This is a genomic window from Hugonella massiliensis (genome assembly GCA_001486445.1).
GTDB classification, from domain to species: domain Bacteria; phylum Actinomycetota; class Coriobacteriia; order Coriobacteriales; family Eggerthellaceae; genus Hugonella; species Hugonella massiliensis.
On sequence record LN908986.1, the window covers coordinates 214985 to 235968 of the forward strand.

Annotated in this window: 18 protein-coding genes; all 18 read right to left on the reverse strand. The window is 65.9% G+C overall.

Translation table 11 applies throughout. The features are described 5' to 3' along the window. Window positions 1–3: 3 nt before the first annotated feature. Window positions 4–753: a (Fe-S)-binding protein gene (locus tag BN3270_RS03470; protein ID WP_058985795.1), complete on the reverse strand. Its 750-nt coding sequence runs from the start codon at window positions 751–753 to the stop codon at window positions 4–6. Between the two features lie 255 nt (window positions 754–1008). Then, the gene (gene trpA / locus BN3270_RS03475; protein ID WP_058985796.1) at window positions 1009–1785 is read right to left on the reverse strand and encodes a tryptophan synthase subunit alpha; all 777 of its coding nucleotides are present in this window, start codon (window positions 1783–1785) and stop codon (window positions 1009–1011) included. Further along, on the reverse strand, window positions 1785–2975 hold the full coding sequence (gene trpB, locus BN3270_RS03480) for a tryptophan synthase subunit beta (protein ID WP_058985797.1): 1191 nt from the start codon (window positions 2973–2975) through the stop codon (window positions 1785–1787). Before trpB ends, trpA begins: the two co-directional genes overlap by 1 nt. Before the next feature lie 462 nt (window positions 2976–3437). Continuing rightward, complete coding sequence (gene trpD / locus BN3270_RS03485; protein WP_058985798.1) at window positions 3438–4460, reverse strand: anthranilate phosphoribosyltransferase; 1023 nt, start codon at window positions 4458–4460, stop codon at window positions 3438–3440. Between the two features lie 84 nt (window positions 4461–4544). Beyond that, on the reverse strand, window positions 4545–5123 hold the full coding sequence (locus BN3270_RS03490) for an anthranilate synthase component II (protein ID WP_058985799.1): 579 nt from the start codon (window positions 5121–5123) through the stop codon (window positions 4545–4547). Further along, window positions 5123–6586: an anthranilate synthase component I family protein gene (locus BN3270_RS03495; RefSeq protein ID WP_058985800.1), complete on the reverse strand. Its 1464-nt coding sequence runs from the start codon at window positions 6584–6586 to the stop codon at window positions 5123–5125. Before BN3270_RS03495 ends, BN3270_RS03490 begins: the two co-directional genes overlap by 1 nt. Before the next feature lie 596 nt (window positions 6587–7182). After that, the gene (locus BN3270_RS03500) at window positions 7183–7863 is read right to left on the reverse strand and encodes an HAD family hydrolase (RefSeq protein WP_058985801.1); all 681 of its coding nucleotides are present in this window, start codon (window positions 7861–7863) and stop codon (window positions 7183–7185) included. Between the two features lie 15 nt (window positions 7864–7878). Continuing rightward, a complete protein-coding gene (locus tag BN3270_RS03505; RefSeq protein WP_271711910.1) occupies window positions 7879–9126 on the reverse strand; it encodes a cation diffusion facilitator family transporter in 1248 nt (415 codons plus the stop codon). Between the two features lie 596 nt (window positions 9127–9722). Then, window positions 9723–12155 carry a tetratricopeptide repeat protein gene (locus BN3270_RS03510; RefSeq protein ID WP_058985802.1) on the reverse strand — a complete coding sequence of 811 codons (2433 nt, stop codon included), beginning with the start codon at window positions 12153–12155 and terminating at the stop codon, window positions 9723–9725. Continuing rightward, a complete protein-coding gene (locus BN3270_RS03515) occupies window positions 12152–12808 on the reverse strand; it encodes an HAD family hydrolase (RefSeq protein ID WP_058985803.1) in 657 nt (218 codons plus the stop codon). The genes BN3270_RS03510 and BN3270_RS03515 overlap by 4 nt, the downstream gene beginning before the upstream one ends. Window positions 12809–12836: 28 nt before the next feature. Then, window positions 12837–13841, reverse strand: coding sequence for a plasmid pRiA4b ORF-3 family protein (locus tag BN3270_RS03520; RefSeq protein ID WP_058985804.1), 1005 nt, complete (start codon window positions 13839–13841; stop codon window positions 12837–12839). A 13-nt stretch (window positions 13842–13854) separates the two neighbouring features. Next, window positions 13855–14592 (reverse strand): TatD family hydrolase, encoded by a 738-nt coding sequence (locus tag BN3270_RS03525; RefSeq protein ID WP_082673326.1) that lies wholly within the window; start codon window positions 14590–14592, stop codon window positions 13855–13857. 1868 nt (window positions 14593–16460) lie between these two features. Beyond that, window positions 16461–17285 (reverse strand): acyl-CoA dehydratase activase, encoded by an 825-nt coding sequence (locus tag BN3270_RS03535; RefSeq protein ID WP_271711911.1) that lies wholly within the window; start codon window positions 17283–17285, stop codon window positions 16461–16463. Between the two features lie 8 nt (window positions 17286–17293). Further along, window positions 17294–17545 carry a putative Se/S carrier protein gene (locus tag BN3270_RS03540; protein WP_058985806.1) on the reverse strand — a complete coding sequence of 84 codons (252 nt, stop codon included), beginning with the start codon at window positions 17543–17545 and terminating at the stop codon, window positions 17294–17296. Further along, a complete protein-coding gene (locus tag BN3270_RS03545) occupies window positions 17542–18690 on the reverse strand; it encodes an aminotransferase class V-fold PLP-dependent enzyme (RefSeq protein ID WP_058985807.1) in 1149 nt (382 codons plus the stop codon). The genes BN3270_RS03540 and BN3270_RS03545 overlap by 4 nt, the downstream gene beginning before the upstream one ends. A gap of 7 nt (window positions 18691–18697) precedes the next feature. Next, on the reverse strand, window positions 18698–19285 hold the full coding sequence (yedF, locus tag BN3270_RS03550; RefSeq protein WP_058985808.1) for a sulfurtransferase-like selenium metabolism protein YedF: 588 nt from the start codon (window positions 19283–19285) through the stop codon (window positions 18698–18700). 62 nt (window positions 19286–19347) lie between these two features. Further along, window positions 19348–19653: a putative Se/S carrier protein gene (locus BN3270_RS03555; protein WP_271711912.1), complete on the reverse strand. Its 306-nt coding sequence runs from the start codon at window positions 19651–19653 to the stop codon at window positions 19348–19350. After that, window positions 19653–20927, reverse strand: coding sequence for a double-cubane-cluster-containing anaerobic reductase (locus BN3270_RS03560; RefSeq protein WP_058985809.1), 1275 nt, complete (start codon window positions 20925–20927; stop codon window positions 19653–19655). The genes BN3270_RS03555 and BN3270_RS03560 overlap by 1 nt, the downstream gene beginning before the upstream one ends. Window positions 20928–20984 lie beyond the last annotated feature (57 nt).

Consider the following 20984-nt stretch of genomic DNA (forward strand, 5'->3'; position numbering starts at 1 on the left):
CTCCTATCGATTGTCGAGCACTTCGGCCAGATGCATGCAGCGCACCGCTCGGTCGGTTTCGCCCTCGTCGCGCATGCGGGTCAGCTCGCCCTGCACGTTCAGAAGGCAGGGAGCGTCTTCGAACACGGCGATGTCGGCGCCTGTGGCCAGGATGGTCTGGGCCTTTTCGCGCACCATCTCACAGGAGATTTCGGGCTCCTTCACGCTGAAGGTGCCGCCGAAGCCGCAGCAGCGTTCCGCGAAGTTCATCTCGACGTAGTCGATGCCCGCAACTGACTTCAGCAGGTTGATCGGGGCCTCTTCGATGCCGAGCAAACGGGTGAGGTGGCAGCTCTTGTGGTAGGTTGCGCTCGCCTCGAGCTTGCTGCCGAGCACCGCCGAGGCATCGGTGACGCCCAGGACCCGGTAGATGAAGTCGGAAAACTCGTAGATGTTGCCGGCCAGACGCTGCTGCTTCTCGAGCAGGGCGGGCTTGTCCTGCAGGTAGGGCGTGTAGTCGTGCTGGATGGCGAACATGCACGACCCGGTGAGCGATACGACGCAGTCGTAGTCGGCATAGGCGTTGACCATCTGCTCGATGATGGGCATGGTTTCGGGGGCGTATCCCGAGTTGAGCAGGGGCTGGCCGCAGCAGATCTGCTTTTCGGGGACGGTGATCTCGCACCCCAGCCGCTCGAGCACGTGCACGGCTGCGATGCCGATGCCCGGATAGAACATATCCACCAGGCATCCAGGGAAAAATGCGATGTGCATGCTGAATCATCTCCTTCGTCAAACGCGATACCTTACCAGGCGACGAAAAAATACGGACACAGATACCGAACATGTGTGAAAACGCGCCGTGAACGGCAAAGGAGCGGCAGCGAACGGCCCGCCCCTTCACATATCCTTCACCGAGGATGATGGGCGGTTGCGCGACGAGCCCGCCGAAGCCGACGGCCCGCCGCGGCTGGGCACCCGCCACGATGGGACGGCCACCCGCCGCAAAAGGCAGCGTGCAGGCGCCCCTTACGCCCCGTGCACCGCTTCCGCCATGGCGCGGACGTAGTCGCCCACGGGGCCCGCCGCCTGCGCGCCTTGGGCGCCTACGATCCGCACGATGGCCGAGCCGACGATCGCGCCGTCGGCCAGGCGGGCCATCCGCGCCGCCTGCTCGGGCGTCGAGATGCCGAAGCCCACGGCGACGGGCACGTCGGTCGTCCGGCGGATGGCGGCCACGATGCCCTCGAGGTCGGTCGTGATCTGGCTGCGCACGCCGGTGACGCCCAGGCTCGACACCAGGTAGATGAAGCCGCTCGCCTCTTTAGCGATTAGGGCGATGCGGTCCTCGCTCGTGGGAGCGACCATCGCGATGAGGTCGATGCCGTGGGCGGCGAAGGCGGGCGCGAACTCGTCGCGTTCCTCGAAGGGCACGTCGGGCAGGATGATCCCGTCGATCCCCGCTTCCTCGGCCCGTTGGGCGAAGCGCTCGATCCCGTAGGAGAAGATCACGTTGGCGTAGGTCATGAAGACCAGCGGGATGTCGAGGTCCTGCCGCAAGCGGACCACCATCTCGAAGATCGCGTCGGTCGTGGCGCCGGCCGCCAGCGCCCGGGTCGAGGCCTCCTGGATGACCGGCCCCTCGGCCGTGGGGTCGGAAAACGGGATGCCGAGCTCGATGAGGTCGGCGCCGGCGTCCGCCATCGACCGCACGACGGCTTCGGTGGTTTCTATTGTCGGGTCCCCGCAGGTTACGAACGGGATGAATGCGTTCCCCTGTGCGAACGCGCGTGCAATCTTGCTCATTACAGATCGATGTCCTCTCCGCGGTAGCGGGCGATCGAGGCGCAGTCCTTGTCGCCTCGGCCCGAAATGGTGATCACGATAACCTGGTCCTTGCCCATCGTGGGCGCGAGCTTCATGGCATAGGCCACGGCATGGGCGCTTTCGATGGCGGGGATGATGCCCTCCATGCGGCTCATGTACTCGAAGGCGCACACCGCCTCTTCGTCGGTGACGGGCACGTACTGGGCGCGGCCGATGTCGTGCAGGTAGGCATGCTCGGGGCCGATGCCCGGGTAGTCGAGCCCGGCCGATATGCTGTAGACGGGGGCGATCTGACCGTACTCGTTCTGGCAGAAATAGCTCTTCATGCCGTGGAAGATCCCCACGCGGCCCGTGTTGATCGTCGCGGCCGTCTCGAGCGTGCCCACCCCGCGACCGGCGGCCTCGCAGCCGATGAGCTGGACATCGGGATCGTCGATGAAGTGGTAGAAGGTGCCCGCCGCGTTCGAGCCGCCGCCCACGCAGGCGATCACGGCGTCGGGCAGGCGGCCTTCCGCTTCGAGGATCTGCGCTTTGATCTCCTTGGAGATCACGCTTTGGAAGTCGCGCACGATCGTCGGGAAGGGATGCGGGCCCATCGTCGAGCCGATGCAGTAGTGGGTGTCGGCCATGCGGGTCGTCCATTCGCGCATGGCTTCCGACACGGCGTCCTTCAGCGTGCCCGTGCCCGTGTCGACGCTGCGGACCTCGGCGCCCAGCAGGCGCATCTTGTAGACGTTGAGCGCCTGGCGCTCGATGTCGACCTTGCCCATGAAGACGACGCATTCCATGCCCATGAGCGCAGCGGCGGTGGCGGTGGCCACCCCGTGCTGGCCGGCGCCCGTTTCGGCGATCAGGCGGGTCTTGCCCATCTTTTTGGCGAGCAGGGCCTGACCGAGCACGTTGTTGATCTTGTGGGCGCCCGTATGGTTCAAATCCTCGCGCTTCAGGTAGATCTTGGCACCGCCCAGGTCATCGGTCATCTTCCGGGCGAAGTAGAGCAGGCTCGGACGGTTGGCGTAGTTGTTCAGCAGGTCGGCGAGCTCGGCTTGGAAGGCGGGGTCGTCCTTGTAGCGGGCGTAGGCCTCTTCGAGCTCGATGACAGCATTCATCAGGGTTTCGGGCATGTACTGCCCGCCGTGAATGCCGAAACGTCCTTCGGGATTGGTCATGGGGTAACTCCTTCGGTTGTGGGGAGAGAAGAAACGAGATCGGAAGAGCACACGTCTGAACTCCAGTCACGCCAATATCTCGTATGCCGTCTTCTGCTTGAAAAAAAAAAAAAAAACACAACCTCCCAATGGTCCCACCATCCATCATCCCACTATTGAATCAAAACATCCCACCCATCTATGTCCACCTCTAACACACATCAGCCACATTAACACCCTTATAAACCTACGTTTCTATAACAAAGTATGCACGTACGTTATCTGACTCGACCCCTACACTCCCCATCTACACTCTCTCACAATCTTCTAACCTCTACGTCTGACCTACCCATACACACCGGTCGGTTAGAGAGTGCTAGGTGTGTATAGGAGGCAGGGCGCGGCGCGCCGCCACGCGGGCTCGGGCCGCATCGGCCAGTTCGTCGAGAACGGTTGCCATGTTCGTCCTTTCCCGCGAAACCGCTAGCGGTTCGATTCCGCGACGAAGGCCTCCAGGGTCCGTTCGGCCGCGCCGCTTTCGATCTGATGCGCGGCGAGCGCGACACCCTCGCCCATGGTTTCGGCCGCGCCAGCCGCATAGAGGGCCAGGCCCGCATTCAGCAGGACCACGTCGCGCTTGGCGCCTTCGAGCCTGCCGGCGAGAATATCGCGCGTGATCTGGGCGTTTTCGGCCGGCGTGCCGCCCACGATATCGTCTTTGGTTCCGCGGGCGAGCCCGAAGTCCTCCGGCGCAATCGTCTGGGTGCGGTAGAACCCGTCGCGAATCTCGCACACGGTCGTGGGGGCCGAAATCGATGCTTCGTCAAGGCCGTCCTGGCCGAAAACCACCGCGCCGCGGCGCACACCCAAGCTGGAGAGCACCTTGGCGAGCGGCTCGACCAGGTAGCCGTCGTAGACGCCCAAAAGGAAAAGCGAGGGCTTGGCCGGGTTGGTGAGCGGCCCCAGGATGTTGAAGACCGTGCGGATCCCGAGCTCTTTGCGGATGGGGCCCACGTACTTCATGGCCGGATGGTACTTCTGGGCGAACAGGAAGCACAGGTTGCAGGCTTCGAGTTCCCGGCGGGCCGCCTCCGGGTCCTGGTCGAGGTTGACGCCCAGGGCTTCGAGGCAGTCGGCCGTGCCCGACAGGCTCGAGGCGGCGCGGTTGCCGTGCTTGGCCACCTTCACGCCCGCGCTCGCCACGATGACCGCCGCCGTGGTGGAGATGTTGAAGCTGTGCGCGTGGTCCCCGCCGGTGCCCACGATGTCCATCACTTCCATGCCCGGATGCGCTACCGGGGTGGCGAGCTCGCGCATGGCCGCCGCGCTGCCCGATATCTCGTCGAGCGTTTCAGCCTTGGTACTCTTGGTGGAAAGCGCCGCCAGGTAGGCCGCGTTCTGGGTGGGCGTCGTGGCGCCCGTCATTATCTCGCGCATCACCGCGTAGGCCTCGTCGTAGTCAAGGTCTTGCTTGTCGACGATCTTCTTGATTGCCTCTTCGATCATGGGGTTCGTTCCTTTCCTATCGTTACGTATCGTTTTGCGTTAGTGCATGCCCGTGAGCCAAGGGGCTCCGATGAGCCCCTGCGTTCACCGCGCCCGGGCGAGGCCGATGAAGTTCGTAAGCATCCGCCCACCTTCGGGCGTCATGATGCTCTCGGGGTGGAACTGCACCCCGAAGGTGGGATGCTCCACATGGGACACCGCCATCACCTCCCCGTCGTCGGCGCGGGCCGTGACGGCCAGGCAGGCGGGAAGCGTCGACTCGTCCACGGCGAGCGAATGGTAGCGGGCCACGGGCGTTTGGCTCGGGCAGCCGGCGAAGAGCGCGTTGCGCGCGTCGAGCGTCACGACCGACTGCTTGCCGTGCATGAGCCCCTTCGCGTAGCCCACCGTGGCGCCGAAGGCCGCGCAGATTGCCTGATGGCCCAGGCACACGCCCAGTAGGGGCACCGTGCCCGAAAGCTCGCGGACCGCCTCGATGCAGACGCCGGCGTCTTCCGGGCGGTGGGAGCCCGGCGAAAGCACGATGCCCGCCGGATCCAGAGCCGCGATCGCGTCGACGGAAAGCTCGTCGTTGCGCACCACCCGGACATCGGGCTCGATGCTGCCGATGAGCTGGTAGAGGTTGTAGGAAAAGCTGTCGTAGTTGTCGATGAGCAGGATCATCAGCGCAACGCCTCCGCTTCGTCGAGGGCGGCCACCATAGCCGCGGCTTTGTTGATGCATTCGCGGTACTCGCGTTCGGGCACGGAATCGGCCACGATGCCCGCCCCGCTGCGCACGAACACGCGCCCGTTCTTCTTGTAGGCGAGCCGAATGCCGATGCAGACGTCCAAATCGCCCGTGAAGGACAGATAGCCCACCGCGCCGCCGTAGATGCCGCGCTTGTTGCCTTCCAGGTCGTTGATCAGCTGGCAAGCCGCGAGCTTGGGCGCGCCCGAAAGAGTGCCCGCCGGCAGGACCGCGTCGATGCAGTCGAGGGCGTCCAGGTCGTCGCGGATCTCGCCACGCACGGTCGACCCGATGTGCATGACGTGGGAGTAGCGCAGCACCTCATGAAGGCCTTCCACCTCCACGGTGCCGAACTTCGACAGGCGGCCCAGATCGTTGCGGCCCAAATCGACGAGCATGTTGTGCTCGGCGAGCTCCTTGGGGTCGGCCAGAAGGTCGGCTTCCACGGCGGCGTCTTCGGCGGGCGTGGCGCCGCGCGGGCGGGTGCCCGCCAACGGGAAGGTGTGCAAGACCCCGTTTTCCAGCTTGACGAGGGTTTCGGGGCTCGCCCCGGCGACTTCCACGTCGGTGCCGGTGAAGTAGAACAGGTAAGGGCTCGGGTTGATCGTGCGCAGGGTGCGGTAGGCGTTGAGCAGCGTGCCCTCGTACCCGGCTTCCAAGCGGTTGGAGAGCACCACCTGGAAGATGTCGCCTTCGCGGATGTGAGCCTGGGCCGTGCGCACCATGTCGCTGTAGGTCGCCTCGTCGAAGAGCTCGCGGGCCGGCGTGGTGAGGTGGCCGGGCTCGTCGGGGGCCATCTCGCCGTCGGCGAGCAAGCGCTCCATCTCGTCGAGGTCGCGCAGGGCCTTGCGGTAGCCGGCTTCGCCTTCGCCCAGGTCGGCGTCGACTATCAGCAGGATCTTCTGCTTGCAGTTGTCGAAGACGATGACCTTGTCGAAAAGCATGAGGTCGACGTCCTTGAAACCTTCGGTATCCTGCGCGTCGAGGCGCAGGGTGGGCTCGGCATACTTCAGGTAGTCGTAGCTGAAGTAGCCCACCAGCCCGCCGGTGAAAGGCGGCAGGCCGTCGACGCGCGGCAGACGGTAGGCATCGAGCAGCTGGCGGAGATAGTCGCTGGGGCGGGCGGCGTCGATCTTCAGGGCGCCGGCTTCCACATGGCCGTTCACGCAGGTGATGCCCAGTGTGGGCTGGTAGCCCAGGAAGGAGTAGCGGCCCCATTCGCGGCTCTCCCCCGCCACGCTTTCCAGAAGGAAGCAGTGGTCCGACACGTTGCGCAGCATGCGCAGCACGTTGACCGGCGTGTAGGCGTCGCTCATGATCTCGCGCGCCAGGGGCACGCGCGTGCAGCCTGCGTCCGCGGCGATTTGCACGGCCTCGTCGTAGGTGAAGTTCACCATGGCCCTCGTCCTTTCCGACCCGAACGGGTCTTCGAAGGTTCGTCGGGGCATAAAAAAACGCCCTCGACGGAACCTCTTGCAGTTCCCTCAAGGGCGAATCTTCGATCCGCGGTGCCACCTTGATTCACGGCTCGCGCCGTGCGCTTAGCGGAATGCCATCACATTCCCGGCTTCTTACGCGAGCCCTACGTCGCGGAATACTTGCACTGCGTGCGTTCCCCGCGCCCTCTACGGTCCATTTGACAAGTCGTGTTGTGCCCGATTTCCACCATCGCGGGCTCTCTGTGACAGCGTGCGTGCCGTTACTTCCGTATCAACGGTTTGTCGCTCTTCGGTTGTGAATGCATGCACTATAGCGCCGATGCTTTACCCGGCGCAAGCGGGAATTTGGAATTTTTTTTCGCCCCCGTTGTCATACGGGATGCAGCCGCGTGGCCAGAGGCAGAGCGCCCGGCAGCTCATCGCCGGCCTGCGGTGTGGCGGAAGCCGCATGCGCAGCGGAAGAACCGTGAGCGTCGGCGGCGTCGGTTCCCGAACCTGTTTGCCCCAAGCCCTTCGCCGTTATTACCCCCGACCAGCGATGCCAGCCGCGGGTCCTAGCAAGCCTGAGCGTCGATCCGCTCCACCGCGGGCGCAATGTCGGCCGCGCGCTCCACGAGCTCGGTCGCGCCGGCAAGCTCGTCGCGCGTCCCGTAGCCGTAGAGGCAGCCGACGCTCGGCAGAGCATGGGCCCGGGCCAGGTTCAGGTCCTTGTAGCGGTCCCCCACCACCGCGTAAGCGCCTGGGAACGCCTGGGCGATGTCCTTGAAAATCTCTTCTTTCGACTTTCCGGGATTCTCTTCGGCGTTGTAGTAGGCGCTGAAATACGCATCGAGCCCGAAGGCCTTGCGGCTCGCTTCCTGGTAGCTAACCCGGCAATTCGAAAGGAAGACGAGCGCGTACCCGTCGGCCTTCAAACGCGCGAGCATGTCGGGCACGCCCGGATAGAGGCGCGCCGTGCCGTCTGCGATGAGCTCGTCCATGGCCGTGCCCACGCGGGCGGCCGCGCGCTCCCAGGCGCCGTCGGGCAGATCGGGAAAGTGCTTCGTCCAGGCTTCTTCGGCCGTAAGCCCGATGAAATCGGCCAGGTCGTCGCCTGAAAACTCGCGCGGGGGAACGAGCCCCTCGTCGACGAGGACCCTATAGCCCTCGTTGAAGGCGCGCCCGTAGATGTACATGCTGTCGTGCAGCGTGCCGTCGAAGTCGAACACCACCGTGCGGATCTTTCCGTTGCGCATGGACCCTCCCAAAGGCTAATCTCCCGGACGTTTCGAGATATCGCTCGAATCGATGTCGAGCGCCACGTTGAAGGTGAACGCGGGGTACGCGCGCTCGATTTCGTCGCGCACCTCGTGAAAGACCGCGCGACGGTCGGGCGCATCGAAGCTTACCACGACGTCGAAGCTCGCCTCGTGCGTGTCGAAGTCCACATGGAAGCCGTGCACCTGCAGGACGTGCTCGTGCGCCAGGGCTCGGCGCACGATGTCCTCGCGCATGGCAACCGCGGCCGGGTCGGTGTTGCGCGCGTAAATGCCCACCGTTCCCATGAGCACGCCCGTTTTCTCATGCACGGCATGTTGGATGCGACGCGTGAGGTCGTCGATTCCTTCGGCGGTCATCGTGTCGGGGACCTCGATGTGAATCGATCCCACCGTCATGCTGGGGCCGTAGCTGTGCAGCAGCAGATCGAAGGCGCCGAGCACGCCGTCTTGCGCCTTCACGACGTCGACGATCTCGTGCGCGCGGTCGCGGTCGACGCGATTGCCCAAAATGTCGTCGACCGATTCGCGCAGCATATCGATGCCCGCCTTGAGGATGACGATCGAAATGATCACGCCCACATAGGCCTCCAAGCTCACCCCGGTGGCCAGGTACACGATTGCCGCCGCCAGCACCGATGCCGAAAGGACGGCGTCGAAGAGGGCATCTTTGCCCGAAGCCACGAGCGAGCCCGAATCGACCCGCTTGCCCCGAGCGCTCACATAGCGGCCCAGCACCAGCTTGACCACCACGGCCGCCGCAATCACGATCAGGGTGACCGCCGAATAGTCGGCGGTTTCGGGCCAGATAATCTTCTTCACCGATTCGCTGAAGGATTCGAAACCGGCGTAGAGCACGATTGCGGCGATGACCGTCGCCGAAAGGTACTCTATACGCCCGTAGCCCAGAGGATGCTTCTCATCGGGGGCGCGGCCCGCCAGCTTGGCGCCGACGATCGTGATGACCGACGACAAGGCGTCGGAGAGGTTGTTGACCGCATCGAGGATGACCGCGATCGAGTTCGACGCGAAGCCCACGAGGGCTTTGAAGGCCGCGAGCAGCACGTTGGCCACGATGCCCACGACGCTCGTGCGGACGATCACCGCCTCCCGCGCCCGGGCGGCGTCCATCGCCGACTGACCTGCCGCGGCGTCGCTCACCTCGGTCCGGGCTGCCGCTCCCGCCGCGGCGCCTCCTGTCCTCTTGTCGTTCGCGGCGTCTCTGTTCGCCTGCAGTTCCATTGGTCCCGCCTTTTTCGATTGCGTACAATTGTTTTTCCTATTCTATCCTTAGGGATACCGCGCGCAAAGCGTTATGGAGAAAGCGAGCAGCTCCCGCTGGGCGTACGCATGGAATCACGAGCGACACGGCAGAAACAAGCGAATCGAGCGCAAGGTTGCTGCGCGGCGGGGACGCGCGGGCATGAAGAGGGCGTGACTTCGGCAACTACTGGCACGGATATGCCGATGTGCAGTATCCAACACGCAAAAAGAGACGTCCGAGAAAACCGCGACCTGGGGCTTTGTCAGTGAAAGAGACCTCATCACGCCTCGCCGTCCAAAAGTCATGCTGCACTTCGGTACTTCTCTGCCAGCTCGCCCGAAAAATTACTGCACTTCGGCCTATCTGTGCCAGCACGCAGGGCGCGGGGCGGAATGGAGCGCAAAACGGGCGTAGCTCGGGCACGCAGGGCGCGGGGCGGAATGGAGCGCGGAAAACGGGCGTGGAGCGGGCGCGCCAGGCGCAGGCGAATGCGGCAGCGCGTGCGGAGAGCGGGCGCACGCCAAATGCGCGCCCGACCGCTCGTGACGCGCTCCACGCCCCGTCGCGCCCTCCCCTAGGCGCGGTGAAGCGACTTGGCAGTGGCGATCAACACGTCGCTGCGCCAGAAGGTCGCCAAAGCGCACGCCGGCGCATAGGCCGCTTCGAAGAAACCGGCATCGACCAGGCCGAGCGTGCAGCGCGCGATCAGGGCGCGCGTCTTCTTGGCGTCGGCGGGCACGCCGGCTGCGACAAGGGTGCGCAGAGCCTGGCCGAAAGACGGCGCCGCATCGGCCCCCAACGTCTCGAGCACGCGGGCGAGCTCGTCGGCGGGCGCCGGATTGCCTGTTGCAGCCGGGAACACCACGTAGCAAGCCAGAGCCTCGTCGATGCGGCCAAGGCTGCGGAAGGCGAACGCCAGATGCGCGTAGAACTGCGCAGCGGACTCGGGGCCGAACGCCGTGGGCAATCCCTCAGAAAGCGTGCGCAGCGCCTCCTCGACGCGCCCCGCATCGAGCTGCACCTGGGCAAGCAGAAGGTAGCCCGTAGGGCTCGACGGCGCAAGGGCCACGCACTTGCGCGCCATCGCGAGGGCCCGCTCGTTGTCGTGCATGCCGTGATAGAGCCGGGTCAAATCGGTGCAGGCCTGGAAGATCGCATCGGGAAGACGGCGGTAGCGCGCGGTCGTATCGGGCTCGTAGGCATCGATCAGGCATCGTGCCACCTGACTCGCGCAGTAGAGGGGCGCCCGCACATCATCAGGGTGGCTGTCTTCCCATTGGGACACCTGTTCTTCGAGCGAGGCGCAGGCGAGCAAGGGCGAATCCTGAGCCGTTGCCATGATACGCTGCTCGCATTCGAGCGCATCGGCATCGTCGGGCGTCATCACGTCGAGGTCGCCCACGACATCGGCATGCAGCAAGCGGGCCAGTGCGGGCGGCAGCGGGCGCGCATCGCCGGCAAGGGGCGTATGGGCGCGCATCAGCAGAGGCGCGGGAGCGGACCCGCCCGCCAACATCCCCTCCCCATCGAAGGCGGGAATCTCGCGCGCGAATGAAAGACGCGCCGCAAGCGTGGCCGGCTTGGCCCAGGCATCGTCGACCGGGACCATCCCCTGATGAACGATTTCGGACAGGCGTTCCTCCCAGGCACCGCGCTCTACCGTCACGCGGCCCAGGAAGGCCCCGTCGACCGCATGCGCGCGCAAATCGACGGTCACGCGGTCGACCGCCGTGAGTGAAAAGGCCGCCGCGCACATGAGGATCGCCAAGCGCAGGCCGTAGGTTTCCGCCGCCGCGCGACGCGCGCCGCCCATGTCCATCCATCCGTCGGACACGGCATTCCACCGCCACGAGGGCATCGCGCACTCGGGCGGCAGGGCCACCGAAAAAGCAGCCGCCCGGTCGTTGGCCGAGCAATCCATCCGATAAATCAGCCGAAACGGCAGATGGGCGTACTCGCAGGCAAATGCCAGGCGGGTGCGCATGTCCCACTCGCCGCCCGTGCGCGCATGCGCTCCGTCGAGATGAAGCAGGGGGTTGTCGGGGACCTTGTTCGCAGCCGCCAGCCCCGCCAGGAAGCCCAGATACGAGCTGCAGGCCCATTCGTCGGCAAGCGCCACCTGGGATTCATCGAAATGGGCGAGCAAGCCCCAGCCGCCGTCGAGCCGGCGCAGATGTAAATCGATCATGATGAGGCGGTTCACGATCGATTCGCAGGTAAGCAGGCAGTCGCGGTCCTCGCCGCTCATGAAGGTGTCGTCGAAGCCCAGCCACAGCTGGCCGGTGCTCGACAACCACCGCACGTCGACGTTGAAGGATTCGACCACTTCGCGCAGGTGGTCGGCCCCCATCGCGTCGAACAGGCGCGAGGCGTAGCGCACGTACCCCGACACGCACGAATCGTCTTCGGTGAGTTCGGCGACCTGCACGTCGAAGAGGAGCTTGTCGATCGCATCGGGCAGGGGCTCGTCGCGCAACTTGGCGAGCACGTCGCTCATGCAGCCGGCAACGTAGCCCGCCGCATGGGTGCTCGTGCGCGGCAGGTAGGAAAAGACCAGGAAGGCGACCGCCAAAAACGTCCGGCTGTCCCAACGGCCGTAATAGTAGTCGCCCATATCGGCAACCATGTAGGCGAACTCGTATTCCGAAGCCGAATGCCGCTTGGGATGCACAAGGCAGGCCCCCACGAGCAGCAGGTCGTCGTCGGTCTGCTTGGCAAGGACGCGCCCGCCCAACAGATCGGAATCGATGAGCACTTCCACGTCGGGAGCGGTGCCGGGCAGCGCCGCGAGGGGTTCCGCGCACCGCCACACCGCCCCGTCGATGCTCATGCAGCCCAGAATGCGCGCCCCCGACACGCCGAGGGACACCACGTAGCCCAGGCTGCCTTCGGGCAGGGGCACGCCGTCAAAGACCACCCCGAAACGGGCGCCGGCCTCCTGGCCGGGCACGGGAAAAGGCAGCGTGCGGCTGTTTGCTTCGGTGAGCGTGTCGATGCGATAGGTCACGAGAGCAGATCCTCCAAGGTGAGCACGCAGATGTCGGTGGCGGCGGCCAGCTCTTCGATGCTGCCCGCCGTTTCGTCGCAGTCGTAGGCGCCCACGGTGCGCAAGCCCGTGTCGCGCATGACCTTCACCGCGTACAGGGCGTCGTCGACGCCCCAGGTGTCCTCCAGGCGCGAGCCCATGCGATCGACCGCGTACCGGTAGATGCGCGGGTCCTGCTTGGAAAGCTTCATCGTGTCGGTGGACACGGCTTCGCGGAAGAGGCCGTCGAATCCGTTGTGGGAAAGGCCCGCATCGATATAGCGCGCCGGACTCGACGAGACCACGGTGCAGGGGACGCCCACGCGAGCGAGCTCCTGCACGAAGGCGAGCGCGCCCGGACGCGCCTGCACCTTGGTGCCGTAGAAGGACAGAAGCATGTCGTCGATCAGGGCCAGCACCTCGTCGGCGGTGGGGGCCACCCCGTGCGCGGCGAAAATGGCGGCCGCTTGGGTGATGGGCAGGGCGCGCACGTCTTCCACATCCTGCGCGGTCAGAGGCTCGCGGCACATATCCGCCAGCCGGGCCTCGGTTTCGTTCCATGCCGGCATGCTATCGAGCAGGGTTCCGTCGCAGTCGAAGATGAATCCCGTCGCTGTCGCAAATTCCGAACGCATCGGTTTCCTTTCGCTGTGGCTGCGGGCGCTAGCGCGCGCCGCCCTTGTCGTCGTTCTTCTTGTTGTCTTCGTCGCCCAAGGGCCCTAACAGCGCATCGAGATCGAAGTCATCGGCCTCGTCCATGCCCGCAAGCAGACCCATGTCGCCCATGCGCTTCATCATCTCGTCGAGCGAGGCGCCCCGGCCGTCTTCGTCGCCGCCCATATCCATGCCCAAGGCGCGTTCGGCCTCGTCGAGCGCGAACAGGTCGTTGGCCACGCCGAAGTCCTCGCCGTTGCGCAGTCCGTTCATGACGTCCTGGTAGTCGGCGTTGGCCTTGCGCGTGTCTTCCTGGTCAATCGCCGTTTCCACGTCGTTGGAAATCTTGTCGGCCAAAAGGTCGAGGTAGCGGCGCTTGAGCTCTTCGATGCTCGCGGGGAAGGCCGCGTCGCCCATAGAGGCGAGGGCCTGCCCGGCGAAGGCGACGTTGGCCGGCTTGGGGTCGAAGGCCATGGGGTCGAAATGGGCGTAGGGGTCGAGCCCCATTTCTGCGAGGATAGGCCCGCGCTGGGCGGCCGGCGTTTCATCGACGCGATCGAGGAAAGATTCGAATCCTTCCAAATCGCCGGCCTGTTCGGGAGGGTTGGCGCAGTGGCCGGCCGTGCACACCGGCAACAGCGGATAGGGAAAGCTGTCGTCGTTGGGAACCACGGCCTCGGTGCGCACCGCCACCTCCCAGGTGCCGTCGTAGGTGTAGGCCGCCTTTGCGTCTACGCGACCCATCACCGCACCCGCATCGACCGTGCGCGCGTCGACGTGGTCGCTCTCGCCGGCATGCGAAGCGAAGAGGCCCGGATCGTCGTAGGAGGTCCCTTCGACCTCGAGGCTCGCCTGGGCGCTACCGCTCCAGCCGAAGGCCACAGCGATAAAAGCGTTCACATCCCACACGCTCGATAACGCTGGCACGTACAGGGTGCGCCACACCACGGGCAGCGACCCGTCCAATTCCACGTGCAACCGCAGTGCCTGCGCTTCATATGCGGTCGAATCCATGTCTATCCCCTCTTCACGCCCCGAACAGCAACCGCGCCGTGCGGTCAATCGCAACCCGCGCCTCGGGGCCGCGCAAGCGGGCGAGCTGTTCGTAGGTATCGGTAAGCTCTTGTGCATAGCTATCATACTCGAGCCGCTCGCCCGCCGTAGATGGCAGGTCGGTTTCAACAAGGAGACGCTCGAGCGGCATCTGGCTTGCGTAGGCGCGCCCGCGGCGGGTGGCGAGCATGCGGGCGCCTACGGAAAAGTAGCAGCCGGCGCGGCGCGCGCGCACAAGCTCTTGGGACGTGCCGGAAAACCAATGGAAGATGCAGGCGCACGAGTCCAGGGCTCCCGTGCGCTCGAGCACGTCGAGCACGGGGGTCGCCGACCTCACCGCATGGATCGACACCACGTGGAACCCACGGGCAACCGCTTCCATCGCCGCGGAAAACGCAGCCAGCTGGGCGTCGGCGGAATCCACGTGAGCGCGGCCGAAATCGAGCCCCACCTCACCGATAAAGCGGGCGCCTGCCGCCTGGGCACGGAAGGCGTCGATCTGGCTGGCACCTGCGGAACCCGCCTCGACGAACCAGGGATGCAGTCCCAGGCCCACGCGAACGTTGGAGCACGCAGAGAAGGCGTCGCGGTCGACGGCGTAGGCCGTCGGCTCGACCGTGCAGGAAAAGACGCCCTGGCCCGCTTCGAGCGCGCGTCGCGCGACGGCGACGCCGTTGGGAGCAAATCCCCAATGACCGTGGGCATCGAACATGGCTAGCGCTTCGCGGGGTCGTCGGATTGGCGCACGTCGCCCGGCCGCACGCGCGTGTCGCCTTCGGTCGCGGGCACGATGCGCGTGCGCGAGGGAGCGCCCGCCGCCTGGGCCCGAGCCGCGCGCGCCCGGGCCGCCTCGGCGCGCGAGACGCGCGCCGCCGGCTTGGCGGCACCGAGGCCTCGGCCGCCTGGCGGGCGGCAAGGATGGCCTGCAGCTCGGCGTAGGCCGGGTCGTCTTCGGGGTGCGTGCGGTAGAGCAGACGCACCGACACGTACTCCATCAGCAGCATGGCGAAGAGGATCGTCATCACGATCAGGTAGCCGAGCACCGCACCGCGCAGGCCGCTCATGCGGATGAGCATGTAGGGGATGAGGATCGAGAGCACGAACACGACCAGGTAGATCCGCGTGACCGACTTCTGGCGCCGCATGATCGTGATTACCTGGTAGAGGAAGTCGATGCCCGCAATGATGCCGCCCGCCACGACCATGAGCAGGGCGAAGTTGCGGAAGGGTTCGAAATCGACGCCGTAGAGGAAGCTCATGACGGGCACGCCGATCCAGTTCATGAGAAAGGCCACGGCCGCGGTGATGAGGGCGATTCCCACCAAGAAGACCACGATGAACAGATCGAAGCGCTTGCGGCGGTCGGGGTCGACCCAGGCGTGCGCAAGGCGCACGAGCTGGGGCTTGTAGGCGAAGCCCGACATGAGCAGAATCGCTTCGGCCGGGAAGTACATCGCGTTGAAGTAGAGCTGGTTGTCATAGGGCAGCGCGCCGTCCATGAGGAACTTGGGCATGTTGTCGATGCAGGCGTAGAGGAAGAGGGCCACGAACAGGGGCGCGCACTGGCGGAAGAGGTCGGCCACGCCGGCGAGGGAAAGGCGGCCCGACCGCGGCGTTTCGAGCAGGGCAAGGGGAAGGGTGACCAGCACGAAGGACGCCACGGCGGCGACGGCCATCACGGTCGAGGCGATTCCCAAGCTGCGCGAAACGAATAGGGCCACCGTGAACAGGACGAGCACCGAAAGCGACCGGATCATTTGCGAAACGCCCGCCAGATAGAGCTTGTCCATCTGCTGCAGGCGGCCTTCGTAGACGTCGGCCAGACCGTCGATCATCTTGTAGACGAAGACGCACATGGCCATGAGGAACATATCGTCGGCATACCCGCGCGCCCGGCAGACCGCCCAGCCCACCACCAGCATGACCGCGCAGGTGATCCACCGGCTCACCTGGTAGTCGAGGAAGGAATGCTTTTCGTGGATGTCGGAGACCTGGAAGGTGCGCATGCCGAAGTTGGCCAGGATCATGAGCAGCATGCCCGCCACGAAGGCCAGCGAGAACATGCCGGCCTGCTCGACGCCCACCAGCTGGGTGATGATGATCGTGAGAAGGGGGAAGACCATGCCGAACGACGTGACGCCGGCCGTGTTCCACATGTAGTCGAGCGAGGTGCGCCCGGCCTGGTACTCGGCCGCCTGGCCGCTGAAGGTGCGGTCCTTGGCGGCGCCGAGCAGGCGGCCGCCCCAGTCGTAGACGAGCTGCTTGAGCCTGCCGGGCTTTTTCACCGCTTCGGGACCGCGCTCTTCTTCGATGACGGCGGACCGCTTGAAGAAGCCGTGCTGGACGTGCCCTTCGGATGCGGCGCCCCTGCGGGCAAGCACGCCCGAAAGGCCGCGCCGGGATGCGCTCCCCCGCGTGGTGCCGCCCGCCTTGCGTGTTCCCTTCATGTTTCCAGCCATAGGTCCCAAGGGGCATGCGCCCCATCTCACCAGCCCTTATGCGTCGCGTGTTCCTGAAGCCTTTATTGTACGCGCTGCCTCGCGCGCTTCCCGGCGATTGCACACGACGTACAAGCGGCTCTCACACGACGCGCGCACATACCCGATGGCTCGGCGGCGCAATGGGCGGCCGAGCCGGCCGCCGCGGACACGGGCGCACGGCGCTTACGCCGAAAGCGCCGCCCCGATCGCACCCGCGAAACGCGCTTCGCGTGCGCACCGGCGCCCCCAGGGCAGCCGCCAGGCGCTCGACCACGTAGGCGTTGTCGCAGAGGCCGCCCGTGAGGAAGTAGACGTCGGCGGGCAGCTTGCCGGCAAGCGCAGCCACGCGCGCCGCGATCGACTCGACGACGCCGCTCGCGATGTTTTCGGCCGGCTCGCCTTGCCCCACGAGCGAGATGACCTCGCTTTCGGCGAAGACCGTGCACATGTTGGAAATGGGCGCCGGCTCCCCCGTGCGGGCAAGGGCCGCCAAATCGTCCTGGGTCAGGCCCATCCGGTTGGCCATGACCTCGAGGAACTTGCCCGTGCCCGCCGCGCACTTGTCGTTCATGAGGAACTTGACCACGCGGCCGCCCACGAGCCTGATGACCTTCGTGTCCTGGCCGCCCACGTCGACCACCACGCCGTCGGGGCCGAACAGGAAGGCCGCGCCGCGGCCGTGGCAGGTGATTTCGGTCACCGTGCGATCGGCGTAGGGCACCGCCACGCGGCCGTAGCCGGTGGCGACCACGGCATGCTCTGCTGGAGCGAAGCCCCGCCGGACGAGCTCGTCTTTCACATGAGCGGCCGTTTCGGCGCTGTTGAAGCCCGTGGGCAACAGGAGCGTGTCCGCGAGTTCGTCGCCCTCGAGCACCGCCACCTTGGTTGCCGTCGACCCTATGTCGATTCCGATGCGTGCAGTCATCTCTCCCCCTATGCGTACAGGTCTACGGTGAAGACGCCCTCATGGGGCAGGTGCTCGGCCGCAAGGGCTGCGCGCAGGTCGGCCTCCGCCTCGGCGGGCACTGCCCAGGCCATGCCGCAGCCCGCCGAAATCTCGGAGGGCACGGGGATGATGCGGCCGGGAATCCCCTTGTCGCGGGCGACCATCTCGCATTCGGCCGCGTCGTCAAGCGAGGAAAAGGTCACCACGACGTGCGGCTTCTTCACGCGCGCCTTCCTCATAGCAGGTCCCCCGCGATCGCGCGCATCGCTTCTATGCCCGCGTCGATTTCCGCTTCGGTGGTGAACGACGAAAAGCTGAAGCGCACGGCACCCTGTTCTTCGGTACCCAGCGCCCGGTGCATGAGCGGCGCGCAATGGGCGCCCGCCCGCACGCAGATGTCCCAGTCGCGCGCCAGGGCGTCGGCCACGAGGGCCGCATCGACATCGCCCACGTTAAGCGCCACGATGCCGCAACGGTCCTGGGTGGCGTGCCCACCTAAAACGGTGACGCCTTCGATGTCGCGCACGCCCGCCTCGAAGCGGGCGGCCAGGGCACCCACCTTTTCGTGCAGGGCTTCCACGCCTATGCCTTCGATATAGGAAAGCCCCGCCGAAAGGCCGGCGAGCCCATGGGCGTTGGGCGTGCCCGCCTCCAGGTGCTCGGGGTAGAGTTCCGGCTGGCGGCGGTCGTAGCTGTGCACGCCCGTGCCGCCCTCGCGGTAGGCGGGCAGTTCGACGCCGGGCGCGATCACGGCGCCGCCCGTCCCCTGGGGGCCGTAGAGGCTCTTGTGGCCGGTGAAGCACACCACGTCGAGGCCTTCCGCCTGCATGTCGATGGGCACCAAGCCGGCCGTCTGCGCGGCGTCGACCACGAGCAGGGCCCCGTGGGCGTGCGCGATGCGCGCGAGCGCCGCCACGTCGTAGACGTCGCCGGTGAGGTTGCTCGCGTGCGTGACGACCGCCACCTTGGTAGCGGGCGTGAAGGCAGCCTCGAAAGCAGCCAAATCGAGGCGCGCATCGGGCGCGATCGGCACGACGGTCACCGCGACCCCCTCCCGGTCCTGCTTGCGGAAGAGGGGGCGCAGCACCGAGTTGTGCGAGGCGGCCGTCGTCACCGCCGCATCGCCCGGACCCAGAAGCCCGTCGATCACCGCATTCAGGGCGTCGGTCACGTTGAGCCCGAAAACCACGCGCTTGGCGTCGGGCGCGTTGAAGAGGCGGGCGATCTGCTTGCGCGTGCGGTGGATCGTCATCCCCGCATCGAGCGAGGCCTCATGGGCGCCCCGCCCCGCGCCCCCGAACGAGTCGATGGCAGTCGCCACGGCGCGCGCCACCTGGGGCGGCTTGTGCATCGTAGTAGCCGCGTTGTCGAAATAGATGGCCATGTCTCCCCTACGGACGAACGACGACGCCGGCTTCCAGCTGCTTCTGGGCGATCACGTACATGTTGGTGACCTCGCCCACAGCCAGCTTGTCGGTCCAATCATGGAAGGCCAGGCAGGTGCCGCAGCTCAAGATCTCGACGCCGGCTTCGGCGAGCTTCTTCAAATCGTCGAGCACCGGGGACCCTTCGGTCGTGAGCTTCACGCCGTCGTTGAAGAAGAGCAGGGTGTCGGGCAGGACGTCCTGTTGGGTGAGCGAGAAGACGAAGGCGTTCATGAGCTTGGCGCCGAGCTCGTCGTTGCCCTCGCCCATAACGGCCTTGCCGAAGGCGACCACGCGGGTGCCGGCAGATTCGACGGGCGCCGCGGCAGCGGATTCCTCGGTCTTTTTCAGTACCACGCGGAAGGTGCCGTCGCCCGCGTCCTCAGACGTGACCGCGCACTTCAGGTCGCGGCCCAGGTTCTCAAGGTTATGCACGGCGGTCTCGTTGTCCACGAGCACGGCGACCGTGCCCTCCTCGATCGTGCCGAGGGCCTTCTTCGCACGGACTACCGGGATCGGGCACTCCTGCCCCTTGGCGTCGATGGTCAATTCCATGGAACTACTTCCTTTCTCTTGAAGCAGGGCCGCCCGCGATGAGCGGCCCTGTCCGCAGTGTACTAGCAATAGCGGTCGCGCCGGGCGTCAAGCTGGCGCGGCAGGGGGATAACGCCCTCCACCGCGATGCCCGCGGCGTGGGCCACCTCGAGCACGGCCCCCACTTCGTCGCGCGCCACGAGCAGCGACACGCCGCAACAGGCCCGCGTCGCGCGGGGCGTGGGCGTGATGCGGGCGACAAGCCCCGCCGCCCGGGCCGCTTCGTGCAAATCGAAGGCCGCTTCGTGGTCGGCCATGAGCACGTAGCAGTCGATCGGCTCGCCCGGGTGGGCTCGGGCGACCTCTGCGATGCGCTCGTCGAGCCCCACTAGCCCAACATCTCCACGAAGGCCTCGACGCGCGTGCGCAGCTGGCCGGCGTCGTTGTCGCTGTAGTCGGTCTCGATGTCGAGCACGGGGATACCCGCCTCTTCCAAGGCCGCTTCAAGCGCCGGCGCTTCGGTCTTGAAGGTGGTGCAGAACTTGAGGTTGGTGTTGATCACGCCGTCGACCTTATAGTCGCGCGCCAGCTCGAGCACTTCGTCGATGCGGGCGCGGTTGGGCGTGAAGCAGGCGCAGTTGATCTTCATGTAGCGCTCGGCCAGGGCCCGGTACTGGCCCTCGAGCGTGGCCTGCGTGTCGTCGACCAGGTTGCGGAAGAACTTGGTGCCCGTGCAGTTCTCCTCGCAAACGATCGCAGCGCCGCTCGTCTCTATGATGTGGTGGAGCTTCCAGTTGGGAATGGCGAGCGGCGTGCCCGTGAGCAAGATGCGCTTGGTGCCCGCGGGGAAGACGCTCACGCCGTCGCGCAGGCGCTCTTCGAGCTCTTCCGCGAGCTTGTTGGCCATCTGGGTGCAGCGTTCGGGGTCATCGAAGAAGGCAATCTGCATCATGAGCAGGGCGTCGGTGCCCGAAATGGGGATGACGTCGGGATTCTTGCGCGTCTCGTAGACGCGGGCCAGGGCGCGTCGGCGGGCATTGATCACGTCGATGGCGTGGGCGAGCTTTTCGGCCGTGAGGGTCTCGCCCGTAACTTCCTGCACGTTCTGGGCGAAATCGGCAATCTCGCTCGCCCAGAAGTCGATGTCCTTGGGACGCTTCATTTGGGGCGTTTCCATGATGTGCATGGGAACGTCTGTCGCCATGATCTCGTACATCTTCTTCTTGCCGTCGCAGGTGGTCTCCCCCACGATTTCGTCAACGAGGCGGAAGAAGGGGCAGGTGCGGCCCATGCGAGCGCCCAGCGACGCCTTCACCAAGGGGCAGACGTCGTTTTGCAGGTACTTCTCGCCTTCGGGAACCCAGAATTCCGAACCGCCGCACAGGCCCGTGACGATGCCGTTGCAAGCGATGACCACCTCATCGGGCACGTAGGTGCAGAAGGTGCCGAAGACCTTGCGGCCCTTCTTCTTCTCTTCCACGAGCTCGGCGGGGCGGATGCCGTGCACGTCGGCGGCCACCATGTCCCAGAAGGCCATGCCTTCGGGGCGGTTCTTCTGCGTGAGGAAGACATCGCCGAATGCGGCGGGAAGCGCTTCGCACAGCTGGTCGTGCGCTTCGAGGTCCATACCCAGGTCTTTCCACATCGGATGACGATCGACCATAACGTTCTCCTTCTCGCGCGTGCCCGAGCGAACCGACGCAGGACAGACCCGAAGCGG